At 63.1% G+C, this 24,714-nt stretch carries 17 protein-coding genes, 1 tRNA gene and 1 pseudogene; 8 read left to right on the top strand and 11 right to left on the bottom strand.

Annotated features, from left to right (window positions below):
• Window positions 1-30: 30 nt before the first annotated feature.
• Window positions 31-702, top strand: a complete 672-nt coding sequence (locus tag KUV38_RS03500; protein WP_222468717.1) for a hypothetical protein — start codon at window positions 31-33, stop codon at window positions 700-702.
• Between the two features lie 73 nt (window positions 703-775).
• On the opposite strand, the gene KUV38_RS03495 is transcribed toward KUV38_RS03500, so the two are convergent.
• Window positions 776-3,964, bottom strand: coding sequence for a CheR family methyltransferase (locus KUV38_RS03495; protein WP_261385281.1), 3,189 nt, complete (start codon window positions 3,962-3,964; stop codon window positions 776-778).
• A 1,738-nt stretch (window positions 3,965-5,702) separates the two neighbouring features.
• Between KUV38_RS03495 and KUV38_RS03490 the strand changes: the two genes are divergently transcribed.
• Window positions 5,703-7,175: an ATP-binding protein gene (locus KUV38_RS03490; RefSeq protein WP_222468715.1), complete on the top strand. Its 1,473-nt coding sequence runs from the start codon at window positions 5,703-5,705 to the stop codon at window positions 7,173-7,175.
• A gap of 378 nt (window positions 7,176-7,553) precedes the next feature.
• On the opposite strand, the pseudogene KUV38_RS20850 reads toward KUV38_RS03490, so the two are convergent.
• Window positions 7,554-8,035, bottom strand: a pseudogene (locus KUV38_RS20850) (IS5 family transposase); the annotation flags it as partial.
• Between the two features lie 510 nt (window positions 8,036-8,545).
• On the opposite strand from KUV38_RS20850, the gene KUV38_RS21085 reads away from it, so the two are divergent.
• Both KUV38_RS21085 and KUV38_RS03480 read left to right on the top strand, forming a co-directional pair.
• Window positions 8,546-10,867 (top strand): DUF5906 domain-containing protein, encoded by a 2,322-nt coding sequence (locus KUV38_RS21085; RefSeq protein WP_222468714.1) that lies wholly within the window; start codon window positions 8,546-8,548, stop codon window positions 10,865-10,867.
• A gap of 321 nt (window positions 10,868-11,188) precedes the next feature.
• On the top strand, window positions 11,189-11,395 hold the full coding sequence (locus KUV38_RS03480) for a helix-turn-helix transcriptional regulator (protein ID WP_222468713.1): 207 nt from the start codon (window positions 11,189-11,191) through the stop codon (window positions 11,393-11,395).
• Between the two features lie 778 nt (window positions 11,396-12,173).
• On the opposite strand, the gene KUV38_RS03475 is transcribed toward KUV38_RS03480, so the two are convergent.
• A tRNA-Thr gene (locus tag KUV38_RS03475) sits at window positions 12,174-12,249 on the bottom strand.
• A 43-nt stretch (window positions 12,250-12,292) separates the two neighbouring features.
• Window positions 12,293-13,945, bottom strand: a complete 1,653-nt coding sequence (locus KUV38_RS03470; protein ID WP_222468712.1) for an ABC transporter permease — start codon at window positions 13,943-13,945, stop codon at window positions 12,293-12,295.
• A 153-nt stretch (window positions 13,946-14,098) separates the two neighbouring features.
• Between KUV38_RS03470 and KUV38_RS03465 the strand changes: the two genes are divergently transcribed.
• A complete protein-coding gene (locus tag KUV38_RS03465) occupies window positions 14,099-14,974 on the top strand; it encodes a hypothetical protein (protein ID WP_222468711.1) in 876 nt (291 codons plus the stop codon).
• 107 nt (window positions 14,975-15,081) lie between these two features.
• Entirely contained in the window at window positions 15,082-16,155 is a 1,074-nt protein-coding gene (locus KUV38_RS03460; protein WP_222468710.1) for a Hint domain-containing protein, read from the top strand.
• 81 nt (window positions 16,156-16,236) lie between these two features.
• Here the strand turns inward: KUV38_RS03460 and KUV38_RS03455 are convergent, their stop codons facing one another.
• On the bottom strand, window positions 16,237-16,503 hold the full coding sequence (locus tag KUV38_RS03455; protein ID WP_222468709.1) for a DUF2312 domain-containing protein: 267 nt from the start codon (window positions 16,501-16,503) through the stop codon (window positions 16,237-16,239).
• Between the two features lie 102 nt (window positions 16,504-16,605).
• Here KUV38_RS03455 and KUV38_RS03450 point away from each other — a divergent pair, with 102 nt between their 5' ends.
• Window positions 16,606-16,848, top strand: coding sequence for a hypothetical protein (locus KUV38_RS03450; protein ID WP_222468708.1), 243 nt, complete (start codon window positions 16,606-16,608; stop codon window positions 16,846-16,848).
• Between the two features lie 16 nt (window positions 16,849-16,864).
• On the opposite strand, the gene KUV38_RS03445 is transcribed toward KUV38_RS03450, so the two are convergent.
• Both KUV38_RS03445 and KUV38_RS03440 read right to left on the bottom strand, forming a co-directional pair.
• Window positions 16,865-18,745, bottom strand: a complete 1,881-nt coding sequence (locus KUV38_RS03445) for an enoyl-CoA hydratase-related protein (protein WP_222468707.1) — start codon at window positions 18,743-18,745, stop codon at window positions 16,865-16,867.
• A gap of 114 nt (window positions 18,746-18,859) precedes the next feature.
• On the bottom strand, window positions 18,860-19,177 hold the full coding sequence (locus tag KUV38_RS03440; RefSeq protein WP_222468706.1) for a TraR/DksA family transcriptional regulator: 318 nt from the start codon (window positions 19,175-19,177) through the stop codon (window positions 18,860-18,862).
• A gap of 132 nt (window positions 19,178-19,309) precedes the next feature.
• On the opposite strand from KUV38_RS03440, the gene KUV38_RS03435 reads away from it, so the two are divergent.
• Window positions 19,310-19,738, top strand: coding sequence for a TIGR01244 family sulfur transferase (locus KUV38_RS03435; RefSeq protein ID WP_222468705.1), 429 nt, complete (start codon window positions 19,310-19,312; stop codon window positions 19,736-19,738).
• A gap of 83 nt (window positions 19,739-19,821) precedes the next feature.
• On the opposite strand, the gene KUV38_RS03430 is transcribed toward KUV38_RS03435, so the two are convergent.
• The 4 genes from KUV38_RS03430 to KUV38_RS03415 all read right to left on the bottom strand — a co-directional run bounded on the left by KUV38_RS03430 (window position 19,822) and on the right by KUV38_RS03415 (window position 24,548).
• Window positions 19,822-21,045 (bottom strand): FliM/FliN family flagellar motor switch protein, encoded by a 1,224-nt coding sequence (locus KUV38_RS03430; protein WP_222468704.1) that lies wholly within the window; start codon window positions 21,043-21,045, stop codon window positions 19,822-19,824.
• 110 nt (window positions 21,046-21,155) lie between these two features.
• Window positions 21,156-23,846, bottom strand: coding sequence for an ATP-binding protein (locus tag KUV38_RS03425; protein ID WP_222468703.1), 2,691 nt, complete (start codon window positions 23,844-23,846; stop codon window positions 21,156-21,158).
• The gene (locus tag KUV38_RS03420) at window positions 23,836-24,183 is read right to left on the bottom strand and encodes a hypothetical protein (protein WP_261385144.1); all 348 of its coding nucleotides are present in this window, start codon (window positions 24,181-24,183) and stop codon (window positions 23,836-23,838) included. Before KUV38_RS03420 ends, KUV38_RS03425 begins: the two co-directional genes overlap by 11 nt.
• Entirely contained in the window at window positions 24,180-24,548 is a 369-nt protein-coding gene (locus KUV38_RS03415) for a response regulator transcription factor (RefSeq protein ID WP_222468702.1), read from the bottom strand. Before KUV38_RS03415 ends, KUV38_RS03420 begins: the two co-directional genes overlap by 4 nt.
• Window positions 24,549-24,714 lie beyond the last annotated feature (166 nt).

The raw sequence follows: 24,714 nt of genomic DNA, 5'->3' as shown, positions 1-24,714 counted from the left end.
AGGAAAGGTTCTGTTCACGAAGGTGCACTGATGGTTAAAGCCGATGAAGGAGGCGTATGCGAATCGGTGGATGAATTCGCGATTACTATTGCAGTCATAAGAGACGAGCATGCCGCAACATGGCTTGTCGAGTATGTTGAATTCTCGACAGCCTTCTCACGGAATCGCATCAGCTTTCAAACTGCTCTTCCTTTTGATCGGGCGTTCTCCACAGAGTTCTCAACTCAACTGCACCGGTTTCTACCTGCGGGCTTCGGCCGGTCTGTATTCGCAGACTCTTCTGCTCGGATAGAAGCGCCAGGGCTCGTCATACAGGGCATCCGGATTATCGCCCAAGCCGTTCAGGCGGGGATGCAAAGGTTGAGCATAAGGTTCCTGCACGCATGGGGAAGGGTTCAAGCGCTGCTGGCTCAAGAACATCAACTCGCCGATACAACCGAGGCAAGATGTCAAAACCTGGCCGTAGAAACGTTTCTAGATCTCATCAGGCCCTGTTTGGATCTCATGCAACTGGACGCATCCGGACTAACAGATGGCTCTATGTCCAGCATACTTTCAGACCGGATCGAAGCACTCAAAGCGAGAAAGCTCGAGTTCGAGTTTCAAGCCAACCTTCTTGCTCGCTACATCGCGAATCCCTCAGTGGTTAGGGAGCATCCGGAGGCGATAGAACTCAAGCGCAGTTACCGGCTGCCCAGCTAGGCTGTCGGAGCGGTCATACGCAACATTCGCCAGTGGCCCGCCATCATCCCCTTGCTCAAATCCATTTCGCCGCTCAGCCTGTCGATCCGAAGACCTGCTGAAACGCCCCGTACACGTGCGAGGTCCTTCCGTTGACGCCACTAGAGACGCTCGCAGTGCATCGCAAAGCTGCATCGGAGCCGTCGGCGCGGCTAAGATTTACCGAAACTTGAAATCCTTCGCCAGAATCAATTGCGTGTTGGATCTGTGCTCCAATCCGTGGCTTAGAGTCTTCTGCAAACACAGCCAGCATGCGCTCGAGGTCTGGCTCCTCGTCCGGATCAATGCCAAGAAGCATACGAAGCCCACGGTTCCAATAGCTTTGAGCGAAGCGGACATCATATGAAAACAGACCGATCTCTGCGGAGGTGGTAATTTCGTCATATTGTCGAAGAAGCGCATCTCCGAGCACCCCTTCGCTGTAGTTCCGCATTACCCCCACCACGAGAACATCTTGGCTATCTGTGTCCCGGAAGGCGTGGCCCGAGACCTCAAACTGAAGATAGTTTCCGTTTTTATGCCGTAGACGATGAACGTATTCGAAGTCGGCAAGGTCTCGGATGGCGCACTCCAGACACTCCCTCACCCGCTGCCGGTCATCGGGATGAACGTGGCGCATCTCGTCATCCAGACTTAACGGGTTCTCTTCAGCGGTGCGTCCCATCATTTCAAGCACTTCAACCGACGCAACGGAAGTACCCTTAGAGGCATTCAGCCGCCAAGTTCCAATCCTGCTCATGGATCGGATTTTTGCCATCAGCCTAGGCATATTGGCCTCGTTGTCCACTAGGACCACGAGGCCAAGAAGGTCCTCTGCGGAATTCTGTATCGGCGCGATATGCAGAGTGTTCGACGTTGTGCCAGTTGTGAAGCTTTCTTTGCTTGTCTGACGATCCACAAGTGAGTTCGAGCAAATTTCGACGAGATTTGGATAACCGCGCGGAATTTCGGCTTGAGACAAGTGGCCCAAGCCAAGGCTGCGTCCTTGAAGTCCAAACGTCTCGCGTGCCATTGAGGAGGCATGGCGAATGACCAAGCCGGTATCCAACATGAGCAGTGTGGTCGGCGTGTTTTCGATCACTGAGCCCAACTCTGCCGTTGTTCGTTCAAGCTGACTTGCATTGACAAGCATCTCTTCATTGACGGTGATGAGCTCTTCATTTGTGGACTGGAGCTCTTCATTCGACGTCTGCAATTCCTCGTTGGTCGATTGAAGTTCCTCATTCGAGGACTGGAGCTCTTCATTCACCGACTGCAGTTCTTCATTGGAGGTCTGGAGCTGTTCGATAGTCACCTGTAGCGCATCTCGCGTCTGCGACAGTTCCTCCTCCAGAAAGGTCACGTAGGCAGAATGCTCTGTGCCCTCCGCTCTCGGTTCCGACTTCTCTCTGGCTCGAAACCCAATCATAATGAGGCGCTCATCGAAGTGGTCATTCTCCGGCACCGGGTACGCCGTAATCTGCACAAAGCTCCCCGGCTTGTGTTCCAACTCGTGCCACTGACCACTCTTCTGCTCATTGTTCTTTACGGCCACAAGACTCAAACTGGCGGCATCCATCGCTAGCGGTCTCTTCAGGATAGAAAGCGTATTTTGACCAAGTGTCGACTTGGTGAGAGTTGAATAGGCTGCTAGGTCTCCAAAAATACGTAGGACGGTCTGGCTCCGATTGATTAGGAGACCGTCCTGCAAGACAGCCCCCGCAACCACGTCAAAGATCTCCCAATCGTCCACTGCTTTGATATGCGCACGTGATTTATGGGGGGCGTTATCCCTCGGCAGTTGATAAGGCTTGAAGGAGAAGTCGACCAATGCGGCTTGCGACTTCGGATCACGCTTCTTAAATACACGGCCTTCCGGCTCTATGTGAACGAACGACCGTTCCATCGCACCAACCGTTTCGGAACTCCCGAGAAACAGCAAGCCGTCTTCCTGCAAGGAATAGGCAATTCGTGTAAGCACCCGTTCTTGAAGTGTTGTGTTGAAGTAGATCAGCACGTTTCGCAGCGTGACCAGATCCATCGAGATGAAAGGTGGATCCTGAAACACATTGTGCCGCGAGAACATGATCGTTGAGCGCAGCTTTTGTTTCACCACTATACGCTCGCCCTTGACGTCAAAATAATTTGCCACCAAAGCGTTTGGTATGTCTGCAAGTGCAGTTACCGGATATGATCCCTGCCGCGCCACGTCCAAGGAACTTTCATCAATGTCGGTAGCGAAGACCTGAAGGTCTTCGTCTCCGAGCTCGGAGAGTCCTCCCATCGCCTCGACCAAAGTGATCGCCACTGAGTATGCCTCCTCGCCGGTGGCGCATCCGGCCACCCATACTCGGATGGGTTTCCCACGATCTTTTGCATCAACTCGTTTCTTGATGTTGTTTGCGAGAAGCTCGAATTGTCGTCCGTCCCTGAAGAAGCGGGTCACTGAAATCAGAAGGTCACGGTACAGAGCATGCACCTCATCAGGTGACTGTCTGCACACCGCCACGTAGTCCTCGAAGGCGAGAATGCCCTTGGAGACCATCCGCCTGTGGATGCGACGGTTGAAAGTGGACTCTTTGTAGTTCCGGAAGTCGACTAAGGTCTGCGATAACAGGATTTGGAATAAGTCCCGCGTTTGTTGGGTACCCTTCTGAAGCTCCCTGACTGCTTCTAAATTGTCGGGACAAGTGCGGATCGTCGCAATGCGCTCGCCGATCTGCTGCGGCGTCAGGATAAGATCAACGCACCCTGTCTTAATTGCTGAGGTTGGCATGCCATCATATTTGCAGGACGCCGGTTCTTGCGCGATCGTGATACCGCCGTTCTCCCGAATTGCTTGGATACCATAGCTTCCGTCACTCCCGGTACCTGATAACACGACTCCGATCACATGCCGTCCAAAGTTGGTTGCTAGCGACGTAAACAGCCTGTCAGCCGATGGTTTGGGCGATGCTTGGTGTCCAACTGGCTCAGTTAGCCTGAAGTGGCCCTCGCTGAATATGACGTCTTTGCCCGGCGGTGGAATGTAGACGATATTAGGACTCGGCTTAGTGTCGTCCTCGAGTTCTAAGATCTTCAGTTCTGTCTCCCTCGACAGCAGCTCCACCAGCATGCTCTTGTGGTGAGGGGACATGTGCTGTGCGATGACATAACAACACCCAACGTCAAGAGCGAGGGATTTTGCCATCAAGGATGTGGCCTCGAGCCCACCGGCGGAGGCAGCGACGGCCACTACACCCATACTATTCGATGCTTCGTCGGGAACGGATTTCCGCATGAACTTGACGACTCCAAAGTATGAAATATCCCCCAGCGTGTGTTTAATCTTGCCCCTTACCGTATGGGTTTAGCAAGAAATGAGTGCCGCGGCGGGAGACGTACAGCTAAGCAGCGTCACAACCTTTCCTAAAAAGTGTGAAGTGAGCTGCAGACTGTTCAGGGGTGCAGGTCACGGTGACTTGTCGTGCGGTCCATTAGTAAAAAATTAACCATGTCGTTCCACGGTAAGCAGGTGCTTGATGGCGCCGGTTAGTATTCCCTTGGTTCCTTCAATCGGCCCGTCTGCACTTGTATCCTACCCTCCGGTTCGGGACGCCGAACCGGAGACCCAAACACCACAAACGAAAGTACAGCAAATGATCGCATGCGATGACACCGGCAACTGCGGCCAATGCGGTGGGACGCTTAACGTCGAACCCGAGATGCTACCCGAGAGCAAGGTCACATGCTCAGCGTGTTGCGCTCACCACGGATCTTGGGAAGACTTTCAGGCGAAAGCTATTTTGCTCGAAACTCAAAAGGGCGACGGACGTCAAACTAATGCGGTCGTACAACTTGTTCATCGGGCGTACGCCACACGGGTGGTAAGCACGAAGGACGAACTGGGTCCCGCTGTCCCAGTTCATGAGGGCTGTTGACCAGAAGACTGAGTGCGGCTCGCTGTCGCTTTCCTGTCTGACCTGTTTCCAAAACTTCAGGCGGGCCTGCCAAAAGCCGAAGCCTCATTCTGCGGTCCAATGCACTCAGCCTTGGATCTTACGGCGAGTCTCCAGCGAGACTCGAAGCGCTTGTTCGAGCGCAACCTGTAAATTCTCAAACCCATTCCTCTGAGCGTGTAAGATGGCGATCATGAGGTCGCACTCGTTCTGGCAACTGACCGCAGCAAGTAGCTCATCAGACAAACTGCTGAGTTCGAGGGCTCGGTCCTGGCTTTGAGTGCACTGATCCAACAAGACTAAACTTGCTCCTTTTCAACTCGCGTTAACAATTAGGCAGGCCGGGTAAACGAAAGGTTAACGTTGGGTAAGTGGCAGGGTTGATCGGCGCAAAACCGCCTTTTCAGCCAAGCTCGATCCAGATTTCCACGTCCGCTTCCGTGATCAGCACGTTAACCTTCTCTTTACCAAAACTACAATATCCTCAGAAGTTGAAGGGTAGAGTTTTGGACAACCATGAAGAATGTTGCAGACGTTGGCGCCATGCTGGAAGCGCCTCAATTGCGAGACCGACCATGGGAAGTCATACCTGCAGTTGTAGCACTTGCAATTGCAACCGTGGGTGTGATCGGGTCGTGGACTACGGGCCGCTCCGTCTTCGCTCGGGTCATAGAGGGTTGGCCCGCCATGGTCCCAGAGACCGCTGGGGCGATTGCGTGTACAAGCTTGATCGTCTTGGGTTCGACCATGTCGGTCCACAGGTTTGTAACCGGTTTCCTGTTATGCTTCGGCTTGGCATGCGTGGCTGCCGGGTTCTTAGACGTCTATCTCACTGGCACTGATAGCAAAGATGCGATGTCCGTCTCGACAGGCGTTTGCCTATGCCTAGCTTTGAAAGGCGCTTGGCTAGCCGAGTCCAACGCGAGATCTCAGAGGTATCTGTCTTTTGCGTTGGCATCGCTCACTGCAGGGATCAGTGGATTTGCCGTAGTGTCGTATGCGTTCGATCCGGATGGACTTTTGTCCGTTCCCGGGTTCGAAAAGATGAGCGTCAATACAGCAGTCAGTTCGTTCTTGCTCGCCACTTCCGTTGTAGTGAGTGCACGCGACCTTCCCGTTTTGAAGGGGCTTCTCGGCCGCAGGCGCGAGAGCAACCTGATCAGGGCCTATGTTGCGATCTCCTGTTTTTGCGTCTTCGCCATATGCAAGGCGATTGTTGCTGCCGTGCGCAGCCAAGCACTTTCGCCCCACCTGGGTGTTACTTTGCTGGTCACTCTGCTTGTGCTTGCAATCATCGGAGGCGCATTTGCAATGGGCTACTTCGTGGACCGCCTTGAGATGAAAAGAGAACGGCTCGAGGCACTGGAGCAGGTTTCCGCAGAGGCAGAGCACAAGCATGAGATGGCCGATGTACGGGCTCAAAATATGCAAGTGCTTGGCCAAATCGTGGCAGGCGTTGCCCACGACTTCAATAACGCAATGACTGCTTTGAGAGGAAACCTCGAACTCATCGAGATGGACCCCGAAAACGCTCCTGAGTATGCTCGAGCAGCTCTGAGCGCAGCAGACCGCGCCTCGGGAATGGCGAAAGAGTTGGTGCAATCAAGCAAGAAAACTGAGGCAACAGCGACCCTTCAACCGCTGCAGCCCATCGTGGAAGAGGTTGTTGCGCTATTCCGGCGCGTTACACCAGCCAGTATCGACGTCGAAGTTGATTTTGGTGATGCAACGTTGCCCGACGCATTGATTGACGAAACGTCTCTGGAACGCGCGCTCATGAATCTGATGATAAACGCTCAGCACGCGATCGGCATGGGGCGAACCGACGGCAAGATCACTATCAAGCTTGGCTCGATGATCGGGGGCGATGGAGAGACGTCGAGCTACCGTTTCAACGATGGATTTGGAGTTGGCGAGCACGTCGTTGTTGAGGTCTGGGACAACGGATGCGGAATGGACGAAAAGACCCTGAAGAACGCCGGTAAGCCCTATTTTACGACCAAGGGTGAAGACGAAGGTTCAGGTTTGGGCCTCGCCTCAGCAATCGGGATGTGCCACCAGATGGGCGGCGGCTTGGCCATTGAAAGCCAGCTCGGTATCGGAACTCGCATAAGGATGGCATTCAGAACAACTGAGATAGAAACCAGTCAATTAAACGCGGCAATCGAGCGAACCAAGATTCAGGCTGAGAAAGATCCTTATGTGATGCTTCTGATCGAGGACCCATCAATCGCCACGTCCATGATCCACCGGTTGGAAGATGAGGGCAATCGCGTTGAATGGCATCGCTCCACAGAAGCTACATACAGGGCGCTCGATGGTGGTGCAAAGCCCGACGCGCTCCTGATCGATATGCTCAATAGTGACAGAGCTTCTGGCGTAAGAGTCGCTGCTGGACTTAGGACCAGACACCCGGACCTGAAGATCACAATCGTCGGTGAGAACCGGGGGCGTCGTCTGAAACTGAGCCAAAGGCCGACGGAGCAGCAGTTCAGTACGATGCACTCGCGGCACTGAAAAGATGATTAATCGGCGCATTGAAAGTCATAAACGAGCAGCGCCACCTGGTTGGGGCCTGCTGCCCTTCAATTCTGAGCGACCAGGAGGCAACCACCTCATTCGTACCTATGCGACTTTGCGTGACTTTAGCTCTGAGTTGCAGACTAGCACCCATTCCCGCGTTTTGATCGTACCAAAACTGGCGCGCGTACCTAGGGAGAATCACAGATGTCATCCGTAGAAGAAACTGAACGCCACGATGAAGTCGAAAGCGCGGTCTGCCAGAATATGGCGTCGGGTTGGTGGATTTTGCCGCTGGCAGTGTCTGGCGCAGCCTTCTGGTGTTGGGTCTTTTCGATAGTGTCTCAGTGAAAGTTGTAAGTTCAGGCTTCGCAATCAATAGATGACGGTTGCGGTGACGGCGATGCCTGAGAGGAAGACCTTGATGCAGCGGTCGCAGCGTGTCGCTACCCGCCGCCAACCTTTGGCCCTGCCAAACATAGCCTCAATGCGTTTGCGCCGTTTGTAACGACACTTGTCGTACTTCAGTTTCGTCGTGCCCTGCGTGGGCCGGAAATGAAGGGGCGTATCCCTTTGTCTTTTAACGCTTCCCGGAACAGTCGGCGTCATAGCCGCGATCTCGGAGCAGCCTGTCGACCCTAGTTAGGATTTTCAATATCGCCCGCGCTCCGGCGTAGTCGCTGAGCTGCCCATCGGTGGCGAACAGACTTGGCGGTCGCCCGTTGTCGTCGCAAACGAAATGCAGCTTGGCATTCATACCGCCCTCTGTTTGACCGATGAGGCGAGCGCGACCCCCGTGTCGCGGCCATGCTGGTCGCGGTGTGGTGCGCCTTCAGGTAGGTCGCGCCGACCATCACGATTTCCTCCTAACCGAGTTTAGCAACTAGCCGACCATGATCTGAGCAAAGTGCCTTATCCACCTCTGCGCTTCCCTGCGTTTCAAGATGGATGCAATAAACTTCCGGTCCCCGCCGGCTATGTAGATCTTGCCCGGTTAAATGGGTTAATCCCAGTGGAATGGCGGCTTCGGTTTTGAGGCAATTGTGCGTTCGCATGTGCAGCGAACTGCCGCTTTCCGCCCAAAGTGCAGGTCGTGCCGGGCTCTGCGGTCTGATCCTAACAGAAAGACCGCTTCCTTGATCTGGGTAAGCTCGGTTCGCACGTGCACGGAAGGCCCGGAGTCCGCCGAAAAACATCAGGACGATGCACTTTGATGACCGCCAGTGGTCACCGTTCGCCTCTAAGCTGAAGCCCCCCCGAGTCTGTGGGACTCGCCCTGACCAACCACTGTAACTGCAGCCTTTCGTTTCCATCTGACGCTCGCAGGGCTCGACGCTGTGTCGGCCCATTACAAACTGGAGCGCCAAGTGAACGTACTTGACCACATCTTCCGCGGAATTCCCGCGGGCTACATCTCAATCGTCGTTCTGGATGCGAAATCAAAGAAGCCCATCCACACCGAATTTTTCCCCGTCGCAAACGCCGACGAAGTTGCCGAGCGCGCCGTGGCCCTCAGGGAGGTAGGGCATGTTTACATCAGCTTCAACGTCCTGAAGAATCTCCCGGCCAAGGGGCGTGGGGCAGCCGATGATTTCTATGCCGCCGGTGGCGTGTTCTTTGACGTCGATCTGAAGCAGGGCAACACCGAGATCCACGCCGCCGATGACAAGCTCCCGGTGTCTCTCGAGGAGGTTCTCGCGCTCATTGAAGATGAGCACTTGCCCATGCCCACCAGCATCGTGAGCTCCGGCAACGGCGTCTACCTTCAGTACCTCTTCACTGAGCCCTACGTCTTCGAGACTCCGGCAGAGCTGGCCGCCTACCGGAAGCTCGCAACCGGGTTTCACAAGCGCTTCGCGAAGGCTTTCGCAAAGAAGGGGTGGCACCTCGACAACGCCTCAGACCTTCCGCGGATCACGCGTGTTCCGGGTACCCTGAACCACAAGACCACGCCTCCGAAGCCGGTGGAGATCATCGAGTATCTTGAGGAGCGGCGGATGACGCGTGACGCCTTCCATCAGATCGCGGAAGAAGGCAACCGGACGACGAGCCCTGCCGTCGCCCCCAAGCTTCCCGTTCACGGCGTTTCGGGAGGCGACCAGAAGGGCCTCGTAGAAGCAAATGCAGACTTCAAGGCGGTGATTGGCGGGTGCCCTTGCCTCCAGTCCCTGGGCCTTCAGATGGATCGGCTGCCCTACCCCGCGTGGTACTCTCTGGCCGGCACTCTGAAGCACTGCGAAAACGGTCGCGAGATCTTCCACGAGTTGTCGGCCAAGGACCCGCGCTACAATTTCGAGGAGGCCGAGAAGCTCTTCGACTCGGTGGTCGGGCCGATCACCTGCGCCCACATTGCCTCGAACGGTGGCATGGAGATTTGCAGCCGCTGCCCCGCGTTCCACAATCCCCATGTCGGATCCCCCGTTCAGTTCGGACGCGTTTCCCCGGAGATGGCCAAGGCGCTCGGCGGCTACGTGTACGTGACCAAGCGGGGGCAGTTCGTCGAGATGGCGACCGGCCAGATGCATACCAAAGAGAATTTCACCGACATGAAGAGCCGGTATAACCTCGGCGGGGGACGCAAGACGGCGGCGAACGCCGTAATCGGGAGCAAGATGCTCTTGCAGGCGCGTGATGCCGCCTACATGCCGGGCGAGTTCGAGGTGTTCGTTCAGGACTGCCATGGCAATCATATCTATAATCTCTGGCGGCCCGGGGACCTCCAGCCGGCTCCGGGTGACCTGAGCCTCATCGTCGAGCATCTCGAGTTCCTCGTCCCCGAGCCGACGGAACGTGAGCACTTTCTGGATGCGCTGGCCCATGCGGTTCAGCAGCCCGGCATTAAGGTGAAGCACTGCATCCTGTTCATTGGAGGCCAGGGGACCGGCAAGAGCTGGCTGACGTCGGTCCTGCAGCGCATGTTCGGGCTGTCGAACGTCATCGTGGTCTCGAACTCCATGATCGGGAACCGGTTCAATGCCCAGATCGGCAACAAGCAGGTCGCTCTCCTGGAAGAGGTCGGTCAGAGTGATCGCCTGGAGGCCTACAACGACCTGAAGCTCTGGGTCTCCGAGGACGTAACCCGCGTCGACGAGAAGTTCGAGCCTACCTACGAGGCCCTTACGCCCCGCCTCATTATCGGCTTCTCCAACCGGGAAACCCCCATCAAGATCGAGGAGGACGACCGCCGCTTCATGTTCATCGACTCTCCTCGGCAGCCGAAGGATGCAGCCTACTACACTCGGCTCTTCACCGAGGGCCTCGCCCAGGCGCCGGCATTCCTGCATTATCTGCTGCACCGGGACATTTCGGCCTTCAACCCGAGCCAGCGCCCTCCGATGACCGCGAGGAAGTCTGCGGTGATTGCCTCGTCCAAGCCGGTGTCTGAGATCGAAATCCTCGCCTTGCAGGGCTCAGGGGACTTTCCCTTCGACCGCGGGTACTTCCGCTTGCGGGACCTCTCGACGGTCCTGCGTAACCGCCTGGGCTGGCGGGCGAACATCTCCGCCTCCGAACTCACTCGCGTCCTCCACGACCTGGGATTCGCACCGGTGCGGGCCGGCCAGATCCGCTGGGCGGCCAGCTCGATCCGCCTGTGGGCGCGGAAGGACTCGCCCTGGTTCGAAGCTTCTGCCGAGGAGTTGCGTGCGGACCTGAACGGCAATCCCCTGCCCTTCGAAGATCTCAGCTAGGTTCCACTCTAATCGCCAGGCCCGCCCCTCTCCGGGCGGGCCGCAGCATGTCTCAGCGCTTCAGTGCTTCACCCCAGACGTACACCTTGGGCACTCTCCCTCTCCCCTCTCCCTGCCACTTGCCTGTGCACAGAATTCTCTTTCTCGAGTTTCTCTGGATTAGGAAGGGTGAAGCACTGAAGCATTGAGACGCCGGCCGGCAGTGCCCCTTGTCAGCCTCCCGCTGCAATCCCCCCTTCCCCGCGTAGTCCCACAGACTCCCTGCCAACAGCTCTCCGTCAAGCCGCCCCTCCCTCCCATATTCACGCTGTCACAACCTCCATGAGCCACGCCATGCCCACCACCCCCTACCTGACCCGCGAAGAAGCCGCAGAGCAGCTCCGCGTCTCGCCCCGCACCCTTGACCGCATGCACGCCTCCCGTAGTGGGCCCCCGCGCACCACCGTCGGCCGCCGCGTCCTCTATCGGCCCGAGGCCCTGGAGGAGTGGCTTAAGGCGCGTGAGCTGGGCCCGAGGAGCCTGGTGTGATGGTCGGTTCCGCGCCCGGGGCCGAAAGGCCTCGGGCTATGAGTCTCCAGGACCTGCCCGCGACCACCGAGACGGTTCGAGCTCGCGTGTTTGCAACCACCGACTTCCCCTGGGTCTGGGTCTCGGCAAAAGACGCCGCCAGCATTCTGGGTGTCACGGTCCAGGCCCTAGCCAACTGGCGGTACCGCGACAATGGGCCAGAATACCGGCGGGTTAAGGGGAAGGCCGGCAGACGGTGCGAGTATCGCCCCTGTGATCTCCTCGCCTGGCTGACAGGCGCACCAGCCTGGACCCACTGCCGTGATTGGCTCATCTGCCGTGACCTCGCCGAGAACATGACCGAGGAAGACGTGCTTGCGCTCGTTGCATTGTGGTCTGACCCCGCGTCTCGATGAAATGTCGAGAAAATCAGTTGCCGCACCCACTATATGTGGGATGGTTTCGCGCGGTAACCACCTCTATTAGCTAGAAAATGGTGTACTCCTTCGGCCCGGATCAGGAGCCTTGGTGTATCACGCGGGAACCTCTCGAAACTTCGCAGGATCAGTCCCATGGTAAGCCAATTGATGACCGGCACTTCTGGTCGATTCGACTTTGCTTCGGTGTACTTTGCAGTAGAGCAAGTCCAGTGACTTACAGCCTGATCAATCGAGCCCCGGAAAACACCCGCCGCGAGGCGGCTCTCAGGGGCCAGAACAACATCCACAACCAACCGTACACAGACCGTACACAGCTGCATAGCCCGAACCCAAAAACACAGAAAAACCCCTTATTTTTATGGTGCCCCCAGAGAGACTCGAACTCCCGACCCACTGATTACAAATCAGTTGCTCTACCAGCTGAGCTATAGGGGCACTTGGCGGTCTCGTAGCGTGGGGCCGGGCGCCTTGCAAGCCCCTAGCGGTTGGCGCGGGCGAGCAGGGCGACGGCGGCGAGGCCGGTGGCGCAGATCATCAGCGCGGCGGGAGCGGCTTGTGGCAGGTGTTCGAGCGAGGCTTCCTCGTAGACCCGCACCGCCAGCGTCGAATAGTTGAACGGGCGCAGCAGCAGGGTCGCGGGCAGTTCTTTCACGCAATCGACGAAGACCAGCAGCAGCGCGGTGCCGACCGAGGCGCGCATCAGCGGCAGGTAGACCGCGCCGAGCACGCCGCGCCGGGTGCGGCCGAGCGAGCGGGCGGCCAGCGGGATGTTGGGCGAGATCCGCCCGAAGGCGGCATCGGCGGCGCCTTGCCCGATCGCGAAGAAGCGCACCATATAGGCGAAGACCAGCGCGGCGGCGGAGCCTGTCAGCACCAGCCCCGGGTCCCACCCGGTGAGCGCCAGCACGGCATCGGCCACCCGGTGGTCGAGCGCGGCCAGCGGGAGCAGCACGCCCACGCCCAGCACTGCGCCCGGCGCGGCATAGCCCAGAGTGGTGACCGGCAGCAGCGCGCGCGGCAGGGCATGGCCAGAGAGCCGCACGCCGTAGACCATGAAGAGCGCCGCCGCCACGGTCAGCACCGCCGCAAGGCCGCCCACCACCAGAGTGTTGCCCAGCGCCTCCAGCAGGCGCGGGTCGAGCCAATCGGCCTTGGGGCCAAGCCCGTGATGCACCATCACCCCCACCGGCAGCAGGAAGCCCAGCGCGAAGGGCACCATGCAGAGGCCGAAGGCGAGCCAGCGGCGCAGCGGGCCCAGCTCCTGCGGGGCCACGGGGCGCACACCGCGCGCGCCTTGGTGCACCTTGGCCCGGCGGCGCGAGAGCCGCTCCAGCGTGACCAGCACCAGCACCAGTGCAAGGATCACGCAGGCCAGTTGCGCCGCCCCGCCCGCGTTGCCCGCCTCCAGCCATGCCGAAAAAATCCCGGTGGTCAGCGTCTGCACCGCGAAGAACTCCACCGTGCCGAAATCGCTCACCGTTTCCATCATCACGATGGCCGTGGCGGCGGCGATGGCCGGGCGTGCGAGCGGCAGGCCGACCCGCCAGAACCGCCCGACAGGCCCCGCGCCCAGCGCCCGGGCCACCTCATAGGCGCCGCCCGGCTGCTCGCGAAAGGCGGCGCGGGCCAGCAGGTAGACATAAGGATAAAGCGAAGCCGAGAGCACGAGGATCGCCGCCCCGCGGGAGCGGATCTGTGGAAACCAGTAGTCCCGCGCGCTGGTCCAGCCAAAGGCCTCGCGCAACGCCCCCTGTACCGGCCCGGCGTACTCCAGAAAATCCACCAGCGCATAGGCGCCCACATAGGCCGGCACCGCCAGAGGCAGGAACAGCGCCCACTCCAGCCAGCGCCGCCCCGGAAAGCGATACATCACCACCGTCCAGGCCGCGCCCGCGCCCATCGCCGCAGAGAGCGCGCCCACGCCGACCATCAGGATCAGGGTGTTTTGCAGGTAGCGCGGCAGCACGGTGGCGGCGAGATGGGGCCAGATGTTCTCTTCGGGGGTGAAGGCCATCACCACCACCGCCGCGATCGGCAGCAGCACCAGCACGGCAATCAGCACCGCCCCGGCCGACCATCCGTCAAACCGCCAGCGCCGCCCTGCCCGCGCCCCTGCGCCTACATCTGCCATCGGCTTCCTCTCATCGCTCCCGTTATTACCCCCTCGCTGCCCGGTGGAAAGCGGTTTATCTACAGGGCAATCCGCCATAATGTGCCGTGACGCCGGCGCGGGGGCCGCCTGAAGGGCGCGACGAGGCAAAACGAGTAACAAGGGGACGATCCAATGCAGGTCGTGTACCACCTGGGCGCACATTGCACCGATGAAGACAAGCTCTTCCGGTGCCTTCTCAAGAACAAGGGCGCGCTTGCGGGCATCGGCACCATGGTCTCCGGGCCGGGCCGCTATCGCCGCGTGCTGCGCGAGGCCACCAATGCGCTCAAGGGGGTGCCCGCCACGCCCGAGCTGCAGGAGGATCTGCTCGCCGCGGTGATGGACGAGGACCACGCCGAGCGGCTGGTGTTCTCCAACGAGCAATTCATCTGCGCCGCTCATTCGGTGCTGGCCGAAAACCGGATCTACCCGCAGATCGGCGAAAAGGTGCAGTGGATCCGCAACCTCTTTCCCGAGGCGGCGGCGGAGTTTTATATCGGCATCGCCAACCCGGCCACCTTCATCCCCGACCTCTTCGGGCGCTGCAAGGAGGAGGATTTTTCCGCCTTCCTCGCCGGCGTGACCCCGACCGACCTGCGCTGGTCCGATACGCTCACCGCGATCCGCACCGCCGTGCCCGATGCCCGCATCGTCGCATGGTGCAACGAGGATACCCCGCTGATCTGGCCCGAGATCCTGCGCGAGATGGGCGGCATGCCTGCCGACATGCCAATCGAGGGCGAGAACGACTTTCTCGCCACCATCATGTCGGACGAGGGCGTGAAGCGGATGGAGAGCTACCTCGCCTCCCATCCGGTCAAAACCGCCCAGCAGCGCCAGCGAGTGGTCACCGCGTTTCTCGACAAATACGCCCGCCCCGAGGCGGTCGAGGTCGAGATGGACCTGCCCGGCTGGAACGAGGCCACCGTTGAGGCGCTCACCACGCTCTACCTTGAGGATCTCGCGCGCATTAGGATGATCGAAGGCATCACCTTCCTCGCGCCCTGAGCGCCGCGCCCGACGTTACCAACAATTTTAGTGAAATCGCCCGCGGCGGTTAACCATCTCTTGGTGGTCCCCGGCCTATGCCCGCCCTGACCGACGGGAGGCTGCCCTTGCCCATCACCATCAACGCGCTCGACAACGAGTTTGCCATTTCCAGCGGGTCCAACCTGAACAACGGGCCCGGCACCTCGACCTTCGATTACCCGCCCAATTCCACCAGCGATCTCACGATCACGTCCAATCAGGGAGACGGTTCGCCTTTCCAGTTCTCGGTGGGCGACACCTATGATCTCACATATTCCGGCAATGGCGGCGGCGGCACGTTGCAGGATGCGGTCGTGGTGCGCTCCGACTTCGTCGACATCAACGGCGATCAGGGCGGCGCGGTGGTGTTTCAGGGCCTCAATGGCAATGGCGAGCTGGTGCAGGTGGTCTGGTCCCCCGACTTCGACCTCGAAGGCTGGTATTGGGCCAACCACGATCCGCAGAACCCGCCGGGCTTCTACACCACCGATCAGGACGGGCTTCAGCAATACGGCTACGTCTGCTTCGGCTTCGGCACCCGCATTGCCACCGAGGATGGCATGGTGCCGGTGGAGCGGCTGCGGGCCGGGCAGCGGGTGCTGACCCATGACAACGGCGCGCAACAGTTGCTCTGGATCGGCCAGAGCCTCGTGCCCGGTCTGGCCGATGCCGCTCCGGTGCGCTTCGAGGCCGGGGCCTTTGGCAATGCGGCGTCGCTGGTGCTCTCGCAACAGCACCGCGTGCTTCTGGCAGACCCTCTGGCCGAGCTGCACTTCGGCGCGGCGGAGGTCTTCGTGCCTGCGCGGGCGCTGGTGGGCCTGCCGGGGATCGACATGGTGAACATGCACGAGATCGGCTACGCCCACTTCCTGCTGCCCCAGCACGAGGTGATCGAGGCCGAGGGGCTGGCCTGCGAGAGCCTCTATTTCGGCGATATCGCCCGCGCCCGGCTGGGGACGGCGGCCCAGCGCGAGATTGCTTCGGTCTTTCCCGGCCTCAGCGGCAGCATTGCCCTGCGCGAACTGGGCGGGCAGCGCTCGCTACAACTGGCCCGCCCCACGCTCCGGTTCTACGAGGCCCGGATGCTGGCCTCGCTGATGTGGGATGTCGAACTGCCCGCCGAGCCGCGCGGCTCAACGCCGGGGTTCATCGCGGCCTGACCGGCGCCTTGGCGCATCCCATCCGGCAGACATGAAAACGCCGCCCGGAGGCGGCGCAATCGCGGTGGCCAAAGCGGCCTCTCACATGCCCAGCGCCTGCTTGTACATGTCGAGCACGGCCTCTTCCTCGGCAATGTCATCGGGCTCGCGCTTGCGCAGCGCGATCACCTTGCGCATCACCTTGGTGTCGTAGCCCCGGCCCTTGGCCTCGGCCATCACCTCTTTCTGCTGGTCGGCGATGTCTTTCTTTTCCGCCTCCAGCCGCTCGAACCGCTCGATGAACTGGCGCAGCTCGTCAGCCGCCACGCGGTAGGTGCTCGGGGAGCCGCCTTCGTCCATATCGCTCATGTGTTTCTCCTTCTGCCTCGGTCTCGTTCTTCGACTTGGCGCCCTGAGTAGCGGCGCGCGCACGGCTTGAAAAGCCCCACCGCGCGGTGTACCTGCCCGCGCATGGAACAAACCACCAATGCCCTCGACCTCTCCTTGCTCGTCTGGCCCGGCGCCGCGCTCGCGCTGGCCGGGGTGGTCGGCATCCTCGCCTGCGTCCGCTCGGTGATGAAGGCCCGCAACGCCGGGCTGCCCGACGCCGAGATGGTGGCGCATATGCAGAAGATGGGCGCATGGAACATGGCCGCCCTCGGTGTCTCGGCCATCGGCCTCGCGCTGGTGGTGATCGGGTTGCTGCTCGGCTAAGCGCCCCGCGGCGGCTTCAGAGGTCGCCCCAGCCCTGCCCGTTCTTGACCAACTCGCCGAATTGCGGCGCAGGCTCCCAGAGCGCATCGCCGTGGCTCTCGGCCCGCGCGGCAAGCTCCGCCTCCACCCGCGCCAGCCCCTCGGCCTCGGCCCAATGCAGCGGCCCGCCCTCGTGGCGCGGAAAAGCGCCCGAGGCGACCAGTGCCACATCCAGCGCCGCCGCGTTCTCCACCGCGCCCTGCGCCAGCATCAACGCGCCCGCGTTGGCCATCGCAAGGCAGGCCGGCCGCACGATCTCGGTCGCCTTCCAAGCTGGCAGATCGGCCGCTTCTGTGCCGCCAAAGCAGGGGCCCAGCCCGAAGCTGCCCCAGGCGGCATTCACCTCCGACTCGCTGGCCTCGCCCCGCGCCACCTGCTCCTCCGCCGCCGCCCGGCCCGCGCCTGCGACCAGCGAAGCCACGGAAGGCTCGGCGAAAATCCCCTGTAGCCCCAAGGCCTTGGCAAGGCCGAAGCCCGCCGCGACAGCCTCTGCCCCGGCCTGTTCCAAGGCACCCACCTCCAGCAGCCCGGCCCGGTGCGCGGCGTCATCGAAGCGCAGCGCGATGAACCGCTCAGGGTGCGGCAGCGGGGCCGCCAGCTGGTCCAGATCAGGGCTGCGCGCCATTGTGGCCAGCACCGGCCCCGCGCCCAGCAGCTCGGAGAGCCGGGCCAGCAGGTCCGCCTTCAGCCCGCTCTCGTCCGGCAGTGTCTCGACCACGATGTCGCAGCCCTCCAGCCCGCCATCCTTCTTGGTGCCACCGATCCGCGCCATCGCCGGGCCAACTTCCTCGGCGCGCATCCGCCCGGCCTCTGCCTCGCCCGTCAGCAGCGCGTCGACCCGCTGTTTCGCGGCCTCCAGATGCGCCGCATCCTGCTCCATCAGCCGCACCTCCACGCCCGCCCGCGCGGCGGCAGCGGCCAGCGAGGCACCCAGCGGGCCACCGCCCACCACGCCGATCCGCGCCACCTTGCCCGGCTTCTCTCCGCCCAGCCGCGCGGGGCGGGCCACAGCGCGCTCGGCAAAGAACACATGGCGCAGCGCGGCAGACTGGCGGCCTTCCCGCAGCTCCTCGAAGGCATCCAGCTCATAGGCCAGCCCGGTCTCGAACGGCAGCAGAAGCGCGCTCTCGATGCAGTCGATCACCCTATGCGGCGCCTCCAGCCGGGCGCGCTCCGGGTCTGCGGCGAGTGCGTCGCGGGCCTTGGCGATGGCCGCCTCGAAGCCGCGCGGGTCGCTCAGCCCGTCGCGCACATCGCGGCTGCGGCGCGGGGCGGCGGCTTCGCCCTGCCCCAGTTCGCGGGCCAGCGCCAGCGTGATCTCGGCCAGATCGCCCTCCACCACACCATCCACCAGCCCCAGCTTTTCCGCAGTGCGGGCGCTCATCGGCTGGCCGCTCAGGGTCATCCGCAGCGCCGCCTCGGCGCCGATCAGCCGTGGCCCGCGCTGGGTGCCGCCCGCGCCGGGCACCAGCCCCAACGTCACCTCCGGCAAGCCCAGCCGGGCATCGGGCGCCGCGAGGCGGAAGTGGCAGGCCATCGCCAGCTCCAGCCCGCCGCCCAGCGCCGCCCCGGCGATGCCCGCGACCACCGGCTTGGGGCAATCCTCGATCAGGGTGTAGACCGCGCCAAACCACGGGTCCTGCCCTGGCTGGCCGAACTCGGCAATATCCGCGCCCGCCGAAAAGTTGCGCCCCGCCCCGAGGATCGCCAGCGCCGTCACCTTCGGGTCGGCCCCAGCCATCCGCACGGCCTCCCACAGCCCGCGCCGCACCGCGAGTGATTGCGCGTTCACCGGCGGCGCGTCAATCACGATCCGCGCCACGCCGTCCATCACGTTGAGCTTGACCGGAGATGCCATCGCCCTGCCCTCTGCATTCTTCCCGCCGCCTGCCCTGCGGCCTGCCGCATCAAAGCCGGGCCGGGGCAGAAAGACAAGCGCGTGCGGGCAGATAGGGCGCGGCGCAGGCGCCGCTCAGGGGGCGCAGGCCTTGCAAAACGGCGTCTGCGGCAGCAGATCAAGCCGGGCGGCCGAAATCTCGGTGCCGCATTGGGTGCAAAACCCGTACTCCCCCGCCTCGATCCGGGCGAGGGCGGCGCGGATCGCGGCCATCTCGGCCTGCCCCTTCACACCCTGCCCCTCCAGCACCTCGTCCTCCTCGCGCTCGGTCGCCAGCTCCTCCCAATCGGCGGAGTTGTGGCTCACCAACTCGTCCTGAATCTCGTGCAGGCGGGTGTCGAGCTCGGCGAGGCGCTTTTCCAGCGCGGCTTTGCGGGCATTTACATCGGTCATGGCAGGGTCCTTCCATTCGCTGCGCCTCGGCTCAGGCTAAAGCGCTGGCAGCGGGGCGTCCTTGAGGTATATCAATCAGGACGGCCCGGCGGTTCCATCCGCCCGGTCAAAGGCCCGCAGAAAGGACACCTCATGCCCGCGCCCCGCCAGCTCACGCCCAAGCTCTCCGTCTCGCCGCAGATCTCGCCCGAGGAGGTGCAGGCCATCGCGGAGGCAGGGTTCTCGACAATCATCTGCAACCGGCCCGATGGCGAGGTGCCGCCGGGCCTGCAGGCCGCCGATGTGGCAGCGGCGGCCGAGGCGGCAGGGCTGGCGTTCATCGTGAACCCGGTGGTGCATTCGTCGATGACCGCCGAAGTGGTGACCCGCCAGCGCGCCGCGATCGAGGAGAGCGCAGGCCCGGTGCTGGCCTATTGCCAGTCGGGCACCCGCTGCACCGTGCTCTGGATGCTCGGCGCAGCGCCTGACACGCCCCCGGCCGAGCTGATCCAAACGGCCGCCCGCGCTGGCTACGACCTCGCCGCCCTCGCCCCCCGACTGCAAGCGCTGCACGAGGGCTGACCGGGTATAGCGCCAGGGCGAGCCACGGCTGACCTTCTGGCCAAACCCCTCACGGCACAGCCACAACGCCGCCGCACCGCGTTTCAGGTGCCCGTCAGCCCCTCGAGGTCCGGCAGATCGGGCAGCTCCGGCAATCCGCCCTCCCCCAGTTCGGGCAGTTCCGGCAAGTCCTCCTCGCCGAGGCCGCCGAAGTCGCCGTCAAGCTCGGGAATGTCTGGCAAGTCTTCGAGCCCGGCCAGCGGATCGACCCGCTCCTCTGTATCCTCCGCGCCCGGCAGGTCCGGCAGATCGGGCAACTCTTCGGCCTCGGGCATGGCAGGCAGGCTCGGCAGGTCATCCTCCGTATCATCCAACGCCGCCATCGCCGCGCCCATCTCGTCCTCCGGCTCAGAGAGATCGTCGGCATCTCTCAGCCGCACCGCGCGGGCGCCCGCCGTCTGGCCCAGCCGCCCGGCGGCCACCGCCGTGCCATCGCCGGTTTCCAGCCGCAGCGCGTTGATCACGCCCTCGGGCAGCGCAATCACATCGCCCTCGGCAAACTCCTGCACCTCGCCGATGCTGCGGCGGAAACGGTGCAGCACGGCGAGCAGCGTCACCTCCGCATCCATCACCTGCCCCTCCAGCCGCCGCTCCCATGCGGCGCGGTCGTCGGGGTGCGGCTCCGCCCCCGGCTCGCCGCTGGCCGCAGGCCGCCCCTCCGGCGCGCGGCCCAGCGCCGGGAGGATCAGCTTGCCGCTGCCCTTGCGCGCGCCCTCGCCAAGATCAAGCGCGAAGTCGAGCACGTGAAAAGGCTCGTCCTCCAGCATCAGCCCCAGCGGGCGTGCATCCGGCAAGTGGCACGAAAAGCCGAAGCCGCTGAGCCAGCTCGCCTGCGCCGCCTCGGCATAGGTTTCGGCAAGGGCGCGCAACACGGCGTCGATCCAGTCGGCACAAAGCGCGGCGTCGGTGCGGGTGGGTTTGCGCGCCGTGGGCGCGCCCGGCGCCAGCGCCCCCGCCGTCTGCTGCTCGATCAGCGCGCCCATCAGCGCATTGTCGAGCACCATCACGCCCTGCGCCTCCTGCGGCCCCTCCAGCACGGCGTAAAGCCCGTTAGCGGGCAGCTCATCGAGCAGTTCAGCGAGGCTGCGGGTGCTCTGTCCGGTGCTCTCAGCGGCGGCGACAAGCTCCATCAGCTTGTCGGAGACCCGCGCCATCGCGAGGCCCAGCGCCTTGGCCACGGGCGGAAGCCCGGCCACGGCAAGGGCCGGGTCGGGCGCACCGGCATCCAGCTTCCGGCGCAGCACGAGGTCTCGCGTGGTGTCGGTCATGGCTCCATCGGGCAGGCCCCGGGGGCAGGGCGTTCAGGCCGTTTGTGTCACGCGGAGGTTTGAAATTGGTTAACCCCGGATTGCCTTTCGGCACAAATCCGGCCTCCCGCTCAGGCCGCCTGCCCGGCCCGCCGCGCCAGTGGCAGCCGCGCCCTGAAGGCCGCGCCGCCGTGGCCGGGCAGGTAGCTCACCTCGCCGCCCAGCCGGGCCATGATCTCGCGGCAAATCGCCAGCCCCAGCCCCGCGCCCCCGGCCGCGGACGTATCTGTCAGCCTTGCGAATTTCTCGAAGATGATCTCCCGCGAGCGCTCCGCGATGCCCGATCCGTTGTCGATGAAATCCACCGTCAGCTCGTGCCCCTCCGGCCCGGCCTCCTCGCCCACCTCGATCCGCAATTCAGGCGCGGGGGCATCGCAATATTTGGCCGCATTGGCGATCAGGTTGATGAAGACCTGCACCAGACGGTCGCCATCGGTCACCAGCTCGCGGGCCTCGCGGGCGTGCGTGCGGTGAATCTTCAGCCCCGCCCCCGCCGGGGCCGCAGAGGCCACCGCCCGGTCGATCAGGTCCCCCAGCCGCGCCGGGCCAAGGTTGAGGCTCACCTGCGCGTTCTCCATCACGCCGAGGTCGAGCAGGTCGTTCAGCAGCCGGGTCAGCCGCTGCGCCTCGTCATGGATGATCCCCGCGAACCGCGCCTGATCCTCCGGCGGCAGGCCGCCATCGCGCAGCAGCTCGCTGAACGAGCGGATCGAGGTCATCGGCGTGCGCAGCTCATGGCTGATCTGGCTCAAGAAGGCGTCTTTCTGGATCGAGAGCTGGGTGAGCTTTTCGTTGGCATCCCTCAGCTGCCCGGCGGTGCGCGCCAACTCGTCTGACTTCTGCTCAAGCTGGCTGGAGTATTCGAGAATCTGCTGCGCCTCATCGGCCACCCGCATCAGGTCTTCCACCAGCACCGAGGAGCCGCCCGCCAACTGGCCCACCATCGCATGGGCCGTGGCCGCGCCCACCGAGCCGGCCAACTCCCGCTCCACCCGGCCAAGAAAGTCGGCGGTGATCACCGGCAACTGCCCCTGCCGCCCCTGATCCTCAGCCTCGCGCCGGAACAGCGCCTGCGCCTCCTGCGCACCGAGGATGCGCTGCGCCATCATCAGCAGGTCTTCGGCCTCGGCGCTGCCCCGTGCCCAGCCCCGCGCGCCCACGGTATGGGCAAAGACATTGACCACCTGCGCCGATTGCAGCCGCTCCAGCGGGCCGGGGAAGGTGGCGAGCGAGACGCCCAGAAAGGCCAGTGTGTTCAGCCCGATGGACCAGAAGAGCGAATGCACCAGCGGGTCCATCCCGCCGATCCCGAAAAGCGCGCGCGGCCGCAGCCACTCCAGCCCCAGCGGGCCTTCGGCAAGCACCGTCGCGCCAATCGGGCCGCCGGGGCCGAAGCTGGGCAAAAACAGCGTCCACGCCCAGAGCACGAAGCCAATCACCAGCCCCGCCATCGCGCCCTTCCGGGTGGCCCCGCGCCAGAACAGCCCGCCGAGCAACGCGGGCAGCGCCTGCGCCACGCCGGCAAAGGAGATCAGGCCAATCGCCGCCAGCGCCTCGGAGCCGCCGGAAAGCCGGTAATAGAGGTAACCGAGCAGCAGCACGCCCGCGATGGAGATACGCCGCGCGGTCAGCACCACCGCCCGCACATCGCCTGCCATCATCGCCCCACCCACCTGCTGGCGGCGCAGCCAGAGCGGCATGACGATATGGTTGGAGACCATGGTGGAAAGCGCAATCGCCGCGACGATCACCATGCTCGTCGCGCTGGAAAGGCCACCCAAAAAGGCCAGCATCGCAAGCCCGCCCCGCCCCTCGCTGAGCGGCAGGGTGAGCACGAAGAGGTCGGGGTTGGAGCCTGCAGGCAGCCGCTCCAGCCCCATCACCGCAATCGGCACCACGAAGAGGCTCATCAGCAGCAGGTAGAGCGGAAAGGCCCATGACGCCGTCGCCAGATGCGCCTCATCCGAGTTCTCGACCACCAGCACCTGAAACATCCGCGGCAGGCAGAGGATCGCGGCGGCGGAAAGAAAGGTCAACCCCGCCCAGCGGCTTGGCACAAGCGGCCAGTCGGCCATCGAGGAGGCATCGATCCGCGCCAGCATGTCGCCCACGCCGCCCGCAAGCCCCCAGACCACGAAGATGCCCACTGCCAGCAGGGCGACCAGCTTCACCACCGCCTCCACCGCGATGGCGGTCACCACCCCGTGGTGGCGCTCGTTGGCATCGAGGTTCCGGGTGCCGAAGAGGATGGTGAAGAGCGCGAGGCCCCCCGCAACCCAAAGCGCATTGCGGGCCGAAAGCTCCACATCGCCCGACGATTGGGCAAAGACCTCCAACGAGAGCGTGACCGACTGGAGCTGAAGCGCGATGTAGGGCGTGGTGCCGATCACCGCGAGCAGGGTCACAAGCACGCCCAAGGCGTTGGACTTGCCGTAGCGGTTGGAGATCAGGTCGGCGATCGAGGTGATCCGTTGGGTCCGCCCCACGCGCACCAGCTTGCGGAGCACCAGCCACCAGCCGGTGAGCACCAGCGTCGGGCCAAGGTAGATGGTCAGGTATTCGAGGCCGGAGCGGGCAGCGTAGCCGACCGCGCCATAAAACGTCCACGCCGTGCAATAAACACTGAGCGACAGGGTGTAGACCATCGGCGAGCGGAGCCAGCGCGGCATCCCCCTCTGCGCCCGGCGCTCGGCGAGAAAGGCCACCAGAAAGAGGAAGCCGACGTAGAGCAGCGAGACCCCGACGAGGAGATTAAACGACATCGTCCCTCTCGTCGCCGGTGCCGGGCGGAAGCGGGGCCGAGAGCCGCGCGGCCACAAGCCCCGCCACGGCGATGAGCAGCGCCCAGATCCCGAAGAGGTAAATCACCCCGCCCCGCGTCTGCGGCCCCTCGCCCTGCCCGATCCAGAGCAGCGGAAAGAGCACGAGGCAGAGGCCGACAACCGGCAGCAGCCGGGCGGCATCCATCAGGCGGCGGCGGCGATAGGTCTGCCGCGCGAGAAAGAGCGGAATGTCCTCGGCGTCCACACTGTCGGCAATGTCGATCAGCCGCTGCCCCGGCGCGGCCTGCGCCCCGCGCGGCGGCTCGCCCGCGCTCATGCCCCCGCCAGCTCGCGCAGGCAGTCGAGCACCTCGTCGTTCGAAAAAGGCTTTGTCATGAAGCGGTTGGCCCCGAATTGCAGCGCAAGATCGCGGTCCTTGCCCTGCCCCTTGGCGGTGAGCATCAGCACCGGCAGCGCCGCAGTGGCCTCTTCGGCCCGCAGCTCGCGCAGGATGTCGAAGCCCGACTTTCCGGGCAGCATCACATCGAGGATCATCACATCGGGCCGCGCCCGCGCCACCGCCTCCAGCGCCGTGGCGCCATCGGAATGCGTATCCACGTGCCAGCCATCCCGGCTCAGGATGAACCGGATCGCTTCGATGATGTTCGGCTCGTCTTCCACCAAGAGCACCCGTTTGCCCAACCGAGCTCCTCCCCTTGCCCCGTCCAGCGACTGCCCGGCATTTGACACCCATCCGCCCCGACTGTCAAAACGCCCCGCCGCCGCAGGCGTGACAGGCCTCACTGCGCCCAGTGGGCACGCGCCGCGTCCCTCGCGCCCGCACCGCGCCAAAGCCCAGGTTCGTCCA

The sequence above is a fragment of the Vannielia litorea genome, from assembly GCF_019801175.1.
GTDB classification, from domain to species: domain Bacteria; phylum Pseudomonadota; class Alphaproteobacteria; order Rhodobacterales; family Rhodobacteraceae; genus Vannielia; species Vannielia litorea_B.
The sequence above is the reverse complement of the archived record's forward strand: the minus strand, read 5'-3'. Positions and strand labels throughout refer to the sequence as shown.